This window comes from Bradyrhizobium sp. BRP56, from assembly GCF_020194035.1.
Taxonomy (GTDB): domain Bacteria; phylum Pseudomonadota; class Alphaproteobacteria; order Rhizobiales; family Xanthobacteraceae; genus Bradyrhizobium; species Bradyrhizobium australafricanum.
On sequence record NZ_JADYVV010000071.1, the window covers coordinates 38,183 to 50,996 of the forward strand.

General features: G+C 59.8%; 11 protein-coding genes. 7 read left to right on the forward strand and 4 right to left on the reverse strand.

Annotation, left to right across the window (positions count from 1 at the left end; translation table 11 throughout):
* Positions 1 to 99 precede the first annotated feature (99 nt).
* Positions 100 to 924: a type I methionyl aminopeptidase gene (gene map / locus I6F38_RS35255; RefSeq protein ID WP_225163670.1), complete on the forward strand. Its 825-nt coding sequence runs from the start codon at positions 100 to 102 to the stop codon at positions 922 to 924.
* A gap of 25 nt (positions 925 to 949) precedes the next feature.
* Here map and I6F38_RS35260 read toward each other — a convergent pair whose 3' ends face one another.
* Positions 950 to 1,669: a DNA-3-methyladenine glycosylase I gene (locus I6F38_RS35260; protein ID WP_225163671.1), complete on the reverse strand. Its 720-nt coding sequence runs from the start codon at positions 1,667 to 1,669 to the stop codon at positions 950 to 952.
* 125 nt (positions 1,670 to 1,794) lie between these two features.
* On the opposite strand from I6F38_RS35260, the gene radC reads away from it, so the two are divergent.
* The 4 genes from radC to I6F38_RS35280 all read left to right on the forward strand — a co-directional run bounded on the left by radC (position 1,795) and on the right by I6F38_RS35280 (position 6,400).
* Complete coding sequence (gene radC / locus I6F38_RS35265; protein ID WP_225163672.1) at positions 1,795 to 2,406, forward strand: DNA repair protein RadC; 612 nt, start codon at positions 1,795 to 1,797, stop codon at positions 2,404 to 2,406.
* A 157-nt stretch (positions 2,407 to 2,563) separates the two neighbouring features.
* Complete coding sequence (locus I6F38_RS35270; protein WP_011090895.1) at positions 2,564 to 3,805, forward strand: site-specific integrase; 1,242 nt, start codon at positions 2,564 to 2,566, stop codon at positions 3,803 to 3,805.
* On the forward strand, positions 3,802 to 5,145 hold the full coding sequence (locus I6F38_RS35275) for a PDDEXK nuclease domain-containing protein (RefSeq protein ID WP_014498593.1): 1,344 nt from the start codon (positions 3,802 to 3,804) through the stop codon (positions 5,143 to 5,145). The genes I6F38_RS35270 and I6F38_RS35275 overlap by 4 nt, the downstream gene beginning before the upstream one ends.
* A 58-nt stretch (positions 5,146 to 5,203) precedes the next feature.
* Positions 5,204 to 6,400 (forward strand): hypothetical protein, encoded by a 1,197-nt coding sequence (locus I6F38_RS35280; protein ID WP_225163673.1) that lies wholly within the window; start codon positions 5,204 to 5,206, stop codon positions 6,398 to 6,400.
* Positions 6,401 to 6,490: 90 nt separating this feature from the next.
* On the opposite strand, the gene I6F38_RS35285 is transcribed toward I6F38_RS35280, so the two are convergent.
* The 3 genes from I6F38_RS35285 to I6F38_RS35295 all read right to left on the reverse strand — a co-directional run bounded on the left by I6F38_RS35285 (position 6,491) and on the right by I6F38_RS35295 (position 10,067).
* A complete protein-coding gene (locus tag I6F38_RS35285; RefSeq protein ID WP_095424752.1) occupies positions 6,491 to 8,980 on the reverse strand; it encodes an AAA family ATPase in 2,490 nt (829 codons plus the stop codon).
* Positions 8,977 to 9,201, reverse strand: coding sequence for a hypothetical protein (locus I6F38_RS35290; protein ID WP_014498594.1), 225 nt, complete (start codon positions 9,199 to 9,201; stop codon positions 8,977 to 8,979). The genes I6F38_RS35285 and I6F38_RS35290 overlap by 4 nt, the downstream gene beginning before the upstream one ends.
* A gap of 89 nt (positions 9,202 to 9,290) precedes the next feature.
* A complete protein-coding gene (locus I6F38_RS35295; RefSeq protein WP_014498595.1) occupies positions 9,291 to 10,067 on the reverse strand; it encodes a helix-turn-helix transcriptional regulator in 777 nt (258 codons plus the stop codon).
* 186 nt (positions 10,068 to 10,253) lie between these two features.
* Here I6F38_RS35295 and I6F38_RS35300 point away from each other — a divergent pair, with 186 nt between their 5' ends.
* Positions 10,254 to 10,808: a hypothetical protein gene (locus tag I6F38_RS35300; RefSeq protein WP_014498596.1), complete on the forward strand. Its 555-nt coding sequence runs from the start codon at positions 10,254 to 10,256 to the stop codon at positions 10,806 to 10,808.
* A gap of 118 nt (positions 10,809 to 10,926) precedes the next feature.
* Positions 10,927 to 12,714 (forward strand): ATP-binding protein, encoded by a 1,788-nt coding sequence (locus tag I6F38_RS35305; protein WP_014498597.1) that lies wholly within the window; start codon positions 10,927 to 10,929, stop codon positions 12,712 to 12,714.
* Positions 12,715 to 12,814: the final 100 nt, after the last annotated feature.

The window sequence follows — 12,814 nt, forward strand, 5'->3', positions numbered from 1 at the left end:
TTGGACATGTCCCCATGCCCAACCTTGGCTTGCGCCGGGCGCGCCGATCATTAAATTAGGGCCTGAAATCAGCCCCTTGCCCGCAGAAACAGCCCGCCCATGAGCTATATCGACGCCACCGACACCTCGCTTCGCAAGACCGGTCAGATCAAGCTGCACGGACCGAGCGGCTTTGCCGGCATGCGCAAGGCGGGCGCCCTGGTGTCGAAATGCCTCGACGCGCTCACCGACATCGTCAAGCCGGGCATCCCGACTTCCGTCATCGACGAGTTCGTCCGCAAGTTCGCCTTCGACCACGGCGCCTATCCGGCGACGCTGATGTATCGCGGCTATCGCTACTCGACCTGCACCTCGATCAATCACGTGGTCTGCCACGGCATGCCGGGCGACCGCCCGCTGAAGGAAGGTGACATCGTCAATGTCGACGTCACCTTCATCGTCGACGGCTGGTACGGCGACTCCAGCCGCATGTATGCGATCGGCGCCATCGCGCGGAAGGCCGAGCGGCTGATCGAGGTGACCTATGAGGCGATGATGCGCGGCATCGCCTCGGTCAAGCCCGGCGCCACCACCGGCGATATCGGCCATGCCATCCAGAGCTATGTCGAGCCGCAGGGCATGAGCGTGGTGCGCGACTTCTGCGGCCACGGCCTCGGCCGCCTGTTTCACGACGAGCCGAACATCATCCATATCGGCCGCCCCGGCGAAGGCGCGCCCTTGAAGCCCGGCATGTTCTTCACCATCGAGCCGATGATCAATCTCGGCAAGCCGCATGTGAAGATCCTGTCCGACGGCTGGACCGCGGTGACCCGCGACCGCTCGCTGTCGGCGCAGTTCGAGCATTCGGTCGGCGTCACCGCCGACGGCGTCGAGATCTTCACGCTGTCCGAACGCCATGGCGAGAAGCCGTGGGTTCAGGTCTAATCGGGTTGAGTTGTAACCGTCCTCGTCAATAATCGCTCCGCGTGCGCTCGATGATCTCCTCGGGCGTGTGGTTCTCTCCGATCGACATCGCGCAGATCCGCGACAGATGCAGATAGGACAGTCCGGTCTCCTCCGCCCAGGCGTTGAACTGCGCCTGCACCTTGGCGAGATCGCGCTTCGACTTGACCTCCTCGGCGATATCGAGGCCGGCATCGCGCAGGCAGGCGACGACGTCGCGCGAGGTGACGAAGCCGTCCCAGCCGAGGAAGCGCAGCAGCATCTGTCCGGTGTTGCCGCCGAGCCGGCTGCCGCGCTTGGCCAATAGCTCCAGCAGTCCGACCTCATCCGATGACGGCCAGGCGCTAAGGAATTTGCCGAAGCTGCCGTGCTCTCCCGCGATCTCCTGCACGAAGCGGCCGTTGTCGCGCACCGACATGATCTTGGCGCCGTTGCGCACGATCCTGGCGTCGCTGACGAGCTTTTCCCAGAACTCGTCGGGCTTGAAGGCGAGCTTGGCGGGCTGGAAGCCGAGAAACGCCTCCTCGAAGCCCGGCCATTTGGCGTCGATCACGCTCCAGGCAAAGCCCGCGCAGAACACGCGCCTCGTCATCTCCGCCAGCACGCGGTCGTCGCCGAGCTTGGCCAGCGCCTTGGCGCCCGCCGGTGGCCGCAGCAGCTTCTCCAGCGCCTTCGGCCCGCCCTTGCGCTTCTCGGCACGCGAGCGGATCACCTTGAATGATGTCACGCGGCCCTCCCCCTCTTTGCTCTCGAACTGTTGCCGCCGACGGTAATTCGCCCGAAGCGTCGTGGCAAACCCGGCAGTTGCATCGGCTCTTGCAAATCGCCGCGAGCACGGCATGGTTGTGGCCGATGCCCGCCAAAGCCAGTGACAGCCCCGATCAGCCCGACGAGACGCCGCATTATCACGGCCATCGCGAACGGCTGCGCGAGCGCTTCTATGCGGCCGGTCCCGACGCGCTGACCGACTATGAGCTGCTGGAAATGGCGCTGTTCGCCGCGATCCCGCGCCGCGACACCAAGCCGTTGGCCAAGGCGCTGTTGAAGAAGTTCGGCTCGTTCGCCGAGGTCGTGCACGCGCCGGTGGCGCGGCTGCGCGAGGTCGAGGGCGTCAAGGATGCCTCGATCAACCAGCTCAAGCTGCTCGCCGCCGCCGCGGGCCGGATCGCCAAGGGTGAGATCAGGCGCAACGTCGCGCTGTCGTCCTGGAACGACGTCATCGACTATTGCCGCACCGGCATGGCGTTCGCCGACAAGGAGCAGTTCCGCCTCCTGTTCCTCGACAAGCGCAACCAGCTGATCGCCGACGAGGTGCAGCAGACCGGCACCGTCGATCACACCCCGGTCTATCCGCGCGAGGTGATCAAGCGCGCGCTGGAATTGTCCGCCACCGCGCTGATCCTGGTGCACAACCACCCCACTACCCACCCTATGATCACGTTGGATCACGTTCAATACCGATGAATCATCAACGATATATCCGATTTTTTCTTCATTGCACACAGGGGGCGGCTATGGCAAATTGGGAGCGGTAAGAGGGGTTGAAAGCGGCTTTCCGATCCCAGCAAACGATCCCCGTTTCTCCTCGACCGATCCCAGTTGCGGCACAGGAGGAAACGCCATGCCAAGCCTGACCGACACCGCGATCCGACATGCGTTGAAGCGGGTGGAGCTAAGTCAGAAACAGGAAAATCTCGCCGACGGTGAAGGGCGCGGCACCGGCCGCCTCGTGCTTGTCCTCAAGCCCATGCCGAAGCGCGTCACCGCCGACTGGATGGCGCAGCAATGGCGCGATGGGAAGCGGACCAAGAAGAAGCTCGGGGCTTATCCCTCCATATCGCTCGCCCAGGCACGCGAAATATTCAAACGCGACTTCGCCGACGTCATCCAGAAGGGTCGCAGCATCAAGATCGCTACCGACACGCGCCCCGGCACCGTCGCTGATCTGTTCGAAGGCTATGTCGCCGCGCTCAAGGATGCGAGCAAGCCGTCCTGGAAGGAAACGGAAAAAGGCCTTAACAAGATCGCCGACACGCTCGGACGCAACCGCCTCGCTCGCGAGATCGAGGCCGAGGAAATCATCGAGCTGATCCGCCCGATCTACGAGCGCGGTGCCAAATCAATGGCCGACCATGTGCGCTCCTATCTCCATGCCGCCTTTAGCTGGGGCATGAAGTCTGACAACGACTATCGGCAGCAGTCTTCCAGACGCTTTCGACTCCCTTTCAATCCGGCAACCGGCATTCCTACCGAGCCTAAGATCCAGGGCACGCGCTGGCTTGACGAAGACGAGTTTGTGCAACTCTATCGCTGGCTGGAGAGCCCCGACACGCCGGTCCACCCCTCCTATCCCCGCGCGGTGCAACTCATCATGCTGACAGGGCAGCGCGTCGAGGAGATCGCGCGGTTTCATGTCAATCAATGGGACGCCAGTGAGCGAATCATCGACTGGTCGAAGACCAAGAACCTCCAGCCGCACGCTGTCCCAGTGCCATTGCTTGCCGCCGAGCTGATCGAAAAGATCAAGCCGAACGAGTATGGCTGGTTCTTCCCCTCCGCCAAGGACCCCTCGAAGCCTGTCAGCCACGGCACTCTTTATAGCTTTGTTTGGCGGCAGCGAGATCGCGGCGTGATTCCATATGCGACAAACCGCGATCTCCGGCGCACGTTCAAGACGCTCGCCGGCAAGGCAGGCGTGTCGAAGGAAATCCGCGATCGCCTCCAGAACCACGCGCTACAGGATGTCAGCTCCAAGCACTACGACCGCTGGCACTATATGATCGAGAAACGCGCTGGCATGGCGAAATGGGACAAATTCGTGCGCGCCATGCTGGCGAAGAAGCGACTGAAAGAGGCCGCATGAGCTCGCGGCCGCGAAAGCCCCCTCGCCGCAGCGATGCGCTCGGTTCCGCTGGCGAAGTGGACGCGCAAAGCTACACGGCGTTCGTCGGGGATCTGAAGCAGAAGATCGCGGCGGCACGCCACCGAGCCAGCTTGTCGATCAACCGCGAGCTAGTGACGCTCTACTGGACGATCGGGCGCGACATCCTGGAACGGCAGGAGCGCGAAGGTTGGGGTGCCCGGGTGGTCGACCGTCTGGCTGGCGATCTTCGCCTGGCTTTCCCGGAAATGACCGGTTTATCGCCCCGGAATCTGAAATACATGCGCTCGTTCGCCGAGGCCTGGCCCAACGGCGAATTTGTGCAACAGGTTGTTGCACTATTGCCATGGGGGCATAACGTCCGTTTGCTCGACGCCGTCAAAACGCAGGAAGAGCGCACCTGGTACGCGCGGCAGGCAATTGAACACGGCTGGAGTCGTAACGTTCTTGTCCATCAGATCGAAAGCAAGCTTTTTGCCCGGCAAGGAAGCGCCCTCACCAATTTCTCGCGAACCCTGCCCGCAGAGCAGTCCGAGCTTGCCCAACAAATCCTCAAAGACCCCTACACGTTCGACTTCCTCTCGCTTGGCCCAGACATGCTGGAGCGCGACCTCGAGCGTGGTTTGGTCGAGCATCTGCGTTCACTCATCCTCGAGCTCGGCAAGGGCTTCGCATTCGTCGGCAGCCAATATCACCTCGAAGTCGGCGGGCAGGATTACTACTTGGACCTTCTTTTCTATCATCTGCGTCTTCGCTGCTTCGTGGTGATCGAGCTGAAGATCGAAGACTTCAAACCCGAATTTGCGGGAAAGATGAACTTTTACCTCTCGGCCGTGGACGAGCAATTGCGCCATCCCGACGACAAACCGACCATCGGCATCATCTTGTGCAAAGGGCGCAACGAGGTGATCGTGGAATACGCGTTGCGAGACTCCAGCAAACCGATGGGGGTCGCCCAGTATCAGCTCTCGGCTGCGTTGCCGCCACAACTCGAGGATGCCCTCCCGACGGCCGCGGAGTTCGCGCGAGAATTTCCACTGATGTCCGTGGTCAAGCTACGCATCGAAATCGAGCGCGCGGTACGCGATCTCGCGGACAAGCGAGGCGTCGCTTTCGACCGGCCGACCGGCATCATGAAAATGCTCCGTGATCTGCATCGAAATGGATCGGTGCCAAGTAGCACAGAGCAGATGCTCGACGCCCTCCACACCATGAACGAAGCTACGCATGGCATGGATGTGGACCCGGAGACCGCTGAACGCGCCGTCGAAATCGGCACGATCTTCCTTGGGGAACTCCAGAAACTGAATACAGACGAGTAAGGTGCTTTTCGCGGCAAATCCGACACCGACAAAACCCCAGAAAGCACAGGACAATCTCGTGGAAGACAGCTGGCCGACGTGGCTCAAAATTATGGAGAACGGCGCCGTCGGAGAAGCGCGTACGCGTTCTTTTCTCATCGACCGGTTCTGGGTTCTCGAGCGGAGCGTAGATACCGACGGGGCCGATTTTCTCATACAGCGACGCACCACCACGCAGCGATTTACCGATAGAGTCCCGCCGCGCGTCGGAGTGATACAGGCAAAATATTTTCAGGATCGCCGCACAACGCACTACATTCCCAAAAGCTACGTGGTTGACGACAAAGGAATGCCGCTCGAAGGCTTCTTCGCGCTTCTTCACGTCGGCCGGGAGGACGACGGCGAGATGTACCTGCTGTCGGCCCGGCAAATCGTCAACACGCTATCCATCAGCAGCACCCATTCACCGGAAAGCTACGTCGTCGGCACGACTGCGCTCCAAGGCACTTTTAGAATTAATGCCCGTAAGCTCGCACTCGATCAGATCGAGCATAGCTTGAAGAGCCAGACCTACTACCAGTCGGCCGCCTTCCTGGACAAGCTCAACATTCCCTATCGGCGCTTCAGCGAAGACGACATCGACTTTCCTTGGACACTTCCGCTTCCGAACCCCGTCGGTGAAATCCCGAAGATGTTTGTTGAGCAAAAAGAGGAGCTCAGAAAGATCGTTTTCGACATGGAGGAGGTGTTGGGAGCCATCGACGCGGTCCTTACAGAAAAAGACCCGCGTCGAGCGCTCGAGCTGATGGACGCGCTGCGTTACCATGTCGATGGTTACGGCAAGATCACCTTCGGCGGCCGGGGAGACTTCAACTGGGGCGATTTTCCAGACGCCCTCGACACCCACGACCGCTGGCGCCAAGGCCTCCAGACAGACGGACTGCTAGAGCCTTACATCGCAATGGGCGATAAACTGCAAGTGGCTCTTGTATCCCATACAGCCGCTCATCCGCTAACCGATAAGGGCAGCTTCCTCCAGGCGATCATTGAATATGATCGGGATACGCTCAACGTCATTGAGCTGTCGGTCAAATCGGGCACGGCCGCCGAGAGGGAACCGGAAATCAAGACCCCCGGGCATGTCCGCATGGCAAGCTCGCTCGGCGAGTGGGTCCCACGCAAAATCAAACCGATGGACTACACGATCGAGAACGTCTGGTGGAATGTCATGCGCTACGTCATCGAAGAGCGCTATCCCGACCCACACTTCGACTAGCTTGCGGCAACTCCCTGCACGCGCAACGCCAGGGCCTTCGGCCCTGTTGTTGCTTGATCGCGAGATTGTCGCGTAGCCTCCGTGAGTCGCTTAACGGCGATCTAACCGGCGATAGTATCGCTTCTGTCCGTTACTCGGATCAACGTAGGTAAAGCAGTCCGCGAGACTATCAATGCTCTGCAACACCCCCAGCAAGGCGTAGGCGTTGAAAGGCGTCCCCGCGCCGGTCTCGTAGTGGCTGACGAAATTCCCAACGATCGATGGCACATGATGGTTTTGGAGATCGGCGATCTGCTGAGGCGTCAGCACACACCGATTGGCCGCATGATAAAGCTTCACGGCCTCGCCGATTGCGTCGATGTAGGTCGAAAGCGTCCGCTTGTCACCACGGGTGGCATAGTCCGGTGGAACAGGGATCTCCAACTTGGCGATAATCTGTCCCAGCTTGTATTCGAGATATTGCCGCAGGATCGGCGCACCAATATCGATCTGGCCAGCATTCAGGTGCTGCAACGCCTGCGCCTTGAGACGATCCGCCTCCTGGGCCGATACCATGAGCCGCCCCTTTGGAGGCATGCCTTGGAGCTTCTGGTGATGCCAATCCGCAGTGCCATTGAGCTTGTCGAAGTACTTCTCCAGGCTGGTGTCATGGCTCAGGAAAATGAACTGCAGCCCGTCCGGCACAGCGCCATAGCGTAGCAACGTCCGCACGGCGTCCATCAACGCGAACTGGTGACCAGCGTCAAAGCTCGATGTCACGTCGTCGAGCACCATGAAGCGCGGAACACCGCTGTGCTTGGTCGCGGCCGCGAAGAAAATCGCAGCCGCCACAGCGTTCCGATAGCTTTCCGAGAGTAGAGCCCGGGCACTGAGGTCCTGTAGGCCGAAGAAGTCCGCGAGCTTTAGATCAACGTTTTCGCTGTTCTGCGCGCGGCTCAGGGTCGGCTTCACATCGGGACCGCCTCGCACGAACCGGCCGAACAGATCCTGACAAGCGGTCTGAATCTCGCCAATCCGCTCGTTGGCCAGTTCGGCTTCGGCATCAGCAAAGCTTTGGCCGGCGCGCGTGATGAATGTCTTCCAGCGATTCAGAACCTTGAGCTTGTCCTGTTTCACCTTGAGCACCGGCTCGCCGCTCTCGTATTCCAGCACGGCATCGCGGAACTGCTTTGCGAAGCTGAGGATGCGGGTTACCTGCACCAATGAGGGAGGCAAGCGCGCCTGCAACGCGTCGGCCTCACCTCGCACCCGAGCAAGAGTTTCGCCACGCTGCGTTTCAAGAACCCCGAGGCGCGCCTTGATGATCTCCAGGTCGGAGGTCGCCAAATCCCCCTTCTTGGCGGCCAAATCGAACGCTACGTGCAAGCGATCACCCGTCGCGATCGCCATGGCCGGCGCCTCTTCAAGCTTGCGTAGCTTCGCGATCCCAGGCGCTGTGGCGACATCGTTGATGAGTTCGGCCCCGAGCTGAGCGGCTACATCGTATTTAGCGATCTTGCCTTCCAGCCGCGGCTTTAGAGCATCACTACCTTTCGCCCCGCAAACTGGGCATTGATTCGGGTCGTGCCAATCGGAGCCGGACACCACAGCCAGCGCATCGCGCAAAAGGGCGTGCAATGCTTCCGCGCCGACGCTGCGCACGGCCTCGTCTCTTCTTCCGGCCAACTCGAGCAGCCGATCAACGTCGGCCAATTCCTCTACCGTGACCTCAAGCCCCGCCAGCGACGTGGCGGAGGTCGTTAGCGTGTCCAGCGTCTTTCGCGCTTCGCCGCCTTCCTGTTTCTCGATCGCCAACTCTGCCGCTTCGAAATCGAGATCCATTACCGAGGCCTCGCCGATCAATGGCTTGAGCAAGGCGATGGCGGATAAGGCGGCGGTTACCGCCGCCTTCAGATCGGAGAGTTTATCGACGGCGGCGCTTCCCGCTCCGGCGACCTCGTCATGCGCCGCAATGACACGCCGCTCGATCGCACTCAACGCGCGCGCGCCTGTGGTCACCTCGGCATCAAGCGCGGAGAGGCCCAGATCACTGTTGACGTTCTGCGTTCGCTTGGCGCCGTCCAGAGCCTGACGTAGCCGGGAGTATCGGCTCAGTCCCACGAGCGATGCGAAAGAACGTCCCCGCTCCAAGGCGGAGATATCGATGAGCTTTGCGAACCGATTATAGTCGACGAGGACGAAATCCTCCTGCAGGCTCGCGAGGAACTGCTGCGGGTCGGCATGACCGCTCGGCGAAGTCACTAGGCGCGCACCGTTGGCAGCCCGCACCACCTTGATCGCCACATCTGGCGAGGCGTCATCGCTGGCGAATATCAGATCAACCGTCGCTTGCTGCCCGGGATGGAAGCGATTCACGATATAGCTGTCGCCCTGCTCGGCTTCCTGGAGCGCCTTCAGGCGCGGGACAATGCCGTGGATCGCGAAGCAAACGGCTTCGAATATGGAGCTTTTACCGACGCCGTTCGGCGCATGCACCGAGTTGACGGCGTCAGATTTGAACTTGAGGACGAGCGGGTCACCGTCATTATTGATCCCACGAAAACCCTCGATGGACAGGCTGCCCAGGAAATACCGCGTCATGCCTTGTCCTCGCCCAGAGGGATGGACATGCCATCAAGCGCATCCAGTACCGCCTTATGAAACTCGCCGATTGTTGCCCGGCTTGGCGCGGTGTCACCTCCCGAATCCAGCAGATGCAAATTGTCGAAGAGGATCTTCGCGCATTCGGGATCGATCTGTACAGCCTCGGCCCTAAACAAAGCGAGATTGTCCTCGAAAGTATTTTCCAGCTTAAACTTCATACGCTCCCCCGACTTCCGCCCAATGCACTTCTATTTGATTTCAGTGCGCGCGTGCAATTCTGCGACGATCAAGCGATTGCGTCTCATCATCAGGCTGTCTCTGTTTCGTTGTCGCTCTTGCGAAGCTTCCGCCATGCCGGAAGGATGAACGGCTGCCCATGATCGATCGGCACGCGCATGGTGGTCTCGCCATATTCACCCGGCGGCCCTAGTGCTACGACCTGACGGCTTTGATAGGAGAACGGCTCGTCCGGCGGTGCGACCGTGTAGCGCTCCGGCAATCGCCTCAGAACCGAGGTTCGATAAATCCAGATGTCGTTGCCCTTGAGAAGGACGATGAGCTGTCGCAGGCGCCGGCGAACCGCGATCTCCGTCGCGGGGGGAATGTCGACGAGAATATCTCGCTGCGACCAGGACAAGCCAACGAGGATATCGAAAAGCTCCTGCGCATAGGCTCCAGTTTCCTCATCGAGCGTTGTCTCGATAATGCAGGCCACGTCGTGCGAGCGGGCCGCCTCCGTATAGAGCGCGCCCTCGTCCGCTGTCGCACTGGCGATGTCATAGTCGTTGCGGGGGATGAGCCGGTCCTCATCTTCCATCAGCGCGGAAAGGACTTCCGGCGCACTTACGGTCGGCGTCATTTCCGAAAGCTCGGAGCCAAGGATAATGCGTTCACGATGAACTTGCAGCGCTTTTGCCAACCGTTCAGCCGTTGTCACTGCAATTGGCGCATTCTCATTCTCGATCATACGAAGCATGCGAATGCTGACACCGATTTCACTCGCCATTTCCTTTTGGGTCGACAGCCTTTCAAGCTGCTCCCTCAGGGCTTTCACCGCCTTCCCGTTCGGCACGACCTTCCTCATCTCAACCTCATCCCGTGTATTCGATGACTCAAAATTTACATGAGGGAGCCTGGCAGCGTGAGGCAGCCGACCGGAATCGGAGCGGCACACTGGCGGCAAACCAGCAAACTGGGCAATTCAACGTGCAGTACCCTTGACTAGGCATTTATGACCGGCCATTTATGACCGGTCAAGGAGACCTTTATCATGCTTCGTTACAATCCGGAGAAATTCGCCTCGCTCTCGGAGTCCGACATCGGTCAGCGGATTTGGTCGTTTCTTACGAAGCCCGCCACTATCGCTCGCTTGGAGACGGCCTCGGAGCTCGGAAAGCCTGCCGTCGAGGGCATCGAGGAGCAGCTTCTGGAGGAGTTTCGCGAAGATGTTCTGGTTGACCGCGTCAAGCAGATGGTCGGCCACATGGTCAGGCAGATATTGGAACAGCGCGATTGGGTTCTCGACCAAAGCGACGTGAAGGTTCAGTCGGTGCCCTTCAGCAAGGCGGCACGTTACAGGCGGCCCGATTGGATCACCTTCCATGCCTTCCGCAATACCAAAGACCCGCGCGACGTCGTCATCACCGACCGTCGGCAGAACGCGCCTCTGCCGAAAGACGCTCGCTGGACCTTCTACGCAACCTTTGCCAGCCCCTTGAAGGCGGCGGTTGCGTTCGGCGTCAATGACACCCCCAAACTTCGCCGACAAGTGCAGACCCACGGTTTTCACCGTGTCCACATCCCGCGAATGCTGCGACGCGCCTAATCCAGGAGAAATTGAAGGCATGATGCAGTTCAACGACAGGTGCGACAGAGCGGATACCCATCGCCGAACGCGAGCGGCCATCGCACGCTTTTATTGAGCCATAACGAGACCGCCAGATATGGAAACGTTCAACCTTGATCCCCGTCAACTTGCCCGGATCGAAGCCGTTCATCGCGGGTTCCTCTATCAGCACCTCTATGCCGCCGCGTGTCTGTTTGATGCTGCCCGGGCCGGTGTGACCCATGTCATCGTCGAGAATGATGAAGACGTCGAACTCGTCCAGCCTGACAGACGAATCTACCTACAAGTCAAAACTCGGGCATCTAACCTTATTCTAAGCGACATTGATGGCGCACTCTCAAGGTTCGCGGCTATTAGACAGGAGCACGAGGAAGGTCGACGGAGCGGTTCATGCCAGTTCGTCATAGTATCGAATAGTGCGCCTGGGCCGGAATTTGCCAAGCTTATCACAGGTAAAGAATGGCCGTCCGACACCAGGCTCCATTGGCCGCAATCACCGGCGGTAGACGAAGCCCTTCCCTTGCCGTGGAGGACCATCGCGGATGGTTTCGAGGCGTGCCGAGCGGCTGCCGAAACGCTTCCTTTTTCCGTATTGGCTCCAGAAACCCTCGTCTGGAAAATCGCTGGCCGGATGATGGCAGCAGCGGGTGGGATTGAGCCAAGCTCCAATCACACGTTCACGGTTGAGGAATTACCGGCACTCTTCGAGCAGCTTGTTGTCCAACTCCAAGATTTTCCTGCTCCGCCGCTTCGATATCGTCCGCAGGAACATGAACCAAATCTGGCAAATGGCCAACGCGTGCGGCTCGTCGTCGGCCTCTCCGGTGCAGGAAAGACGTCCTGGGTTTCTCAGACAGCTCTGCATACTTCTGACCGTCTGGCATATTACGATATTGCCGAGATATCCGGCCCTGCGCTGGCCAATGCCGTCGCACGCGAACTTGCAGCTCGCATCTTCGGATCGCGTGGCGGCAAGCTAGGCGAGATCTTGTTACCGGGCGCAAGCGGCACCGAAATCCTGTTTGCGATCGGTCGCCACCTAGCCGAGGACAAACTCACCGCGACTGTGGTGTTGGATAACGCGCATCGCATTGCAGCCGCGGATTTGGTTTCGCTGGTCGGGGCCTCCGATCAGCTGCAGTTTGTGCTTCTCGCCCAGCCCAGCGCAACGATCGCCCGAATCGAGGCAACGCTTGGCGTGAAGGCGGAGTTGCTTCTCGGCTGGTCCAATGAGACGGCCGCGGCCGAGGGAGCGTCGCTCGGATGCCGTGGGGATTTCTCAGACTATGAGCGCTTGTTGAAAATCACTGGTGGGCTGCCGCTCTACGTCCAGAATGCGCTGAAAATTGCGGCTGAAAGCTACGAGGGGGTGGTCACCCGAGTCTGCGCGGCGCTTGAGGACCGCACCCATATTGTCGAGACTGCGCAAGAACTTATTCTGTCAGATGTCTTCGACAGATTTAACGACCCTGAGCGCCGCGCTGTCGCGGCGCTCAGTCTCAGCGACGTCCCACTGACTCAATCCGAAGCCAGTGTCGTATTGAAGCGCGCCTTCGACCTCGAGCCGGAGATCGCGGCCACGGCATTCAGGCGATTGCGAACAAGCGGTACAATCCAGATTTTCGGTGTCGATCGTTTCAAGATTCACGATGCGATGAGACCGCTCGGCCGCACCTACCTGAGTGACGCCGGGGGTGAGCATCTGCAAAATGCACGCGAGGCCATTCGCGACCTCCTTATAAAGGCACTACCCAACGATCACGACCGTCAAAGAGTTTTTCTTCTCCTGAGGATGTTTGTCGCTCTTGGGAACGTGAAGCCTCTCGTTGAGATGGCCACCGACGAGATATTTCACGAACTAGTCATCTGGAACGGAAGTTCGTGACATTAGTTGATCGCTCGGATCTCTAGAGAGGAGAGCGCTCGTGGCGAATGCAGGTGTGAAAGGCCGGCCGATCGCGCCGTTGGTGCTGAGTTCGCAGGAG

Excerpts from the sequence above, each read along its gene's own strand:
- map (WP_225163670.1), top strand. The coding sequence starts at position 100 with ATGAGCTATATCGACGCCACCGACACCTCGCTTCGCAAGACCGGTCAG.
- radC (WP_225163672.1), top strand. The coding sequence starts at position 1,795 with ATGCCCGCCAAAGCCAGTGACAGCCCCGATCAGCCCGACGAGACGCCG.
- I6F38_RS35270 (WP_011090895.1), top strand. The coding sequence starts at position 2,564 with ATGCCAAGCCTGACCGACACCGCGATCCGACATGCGTTGAAGCGGGTG.
- I6F38_RS35275 (WP_014498593.1), top strand. The coding sequence starts at position 3,802 with ATGAGCTCGCGGCCGCGAAAGCCCCCTCGCCGCAGCGATGCGCTCGGT.
- I6F38_RS35285 (WP_095424752.1), bottom strand. The coding sequence starts at position 8,980 with ATGACGCGGTATTTCCTGGGCAGCCTGTCCATCGAGGGTTTTCGTGGG.
- I6F38_RS35290 (WP_014498594.1), bottom strand. The coding sequence starts at position 9,201 with ATGAAGTTTAAGCTGGAAAATACTTTCGAGGACAATCTCGCTTTGTTT.
- I6F38_RS35295 (WP_014498595.1), bottom strand. The coding sequence starts at position 10,067 with ATGAGGAAGGTCGTGCCGAACGGGAAGGCGGTGAAAGCCCTGAGGGAG.
- I6F38_RS35300 (WP_014498596.1), top strand. The coding sequence starts at position 10,254 with ATGCTTCGTTACAATCCGGAGAAATTCGCCTCGCTCTCGGAGTCCGAC.
- I6F38_RS35305 (WP_014498597.1), top strand. The coding sequence starts at position 10,927 with ATGGAAACGTTCAACCTTGATCCCCGTCAACTTGCCCGGATCGAAGCC.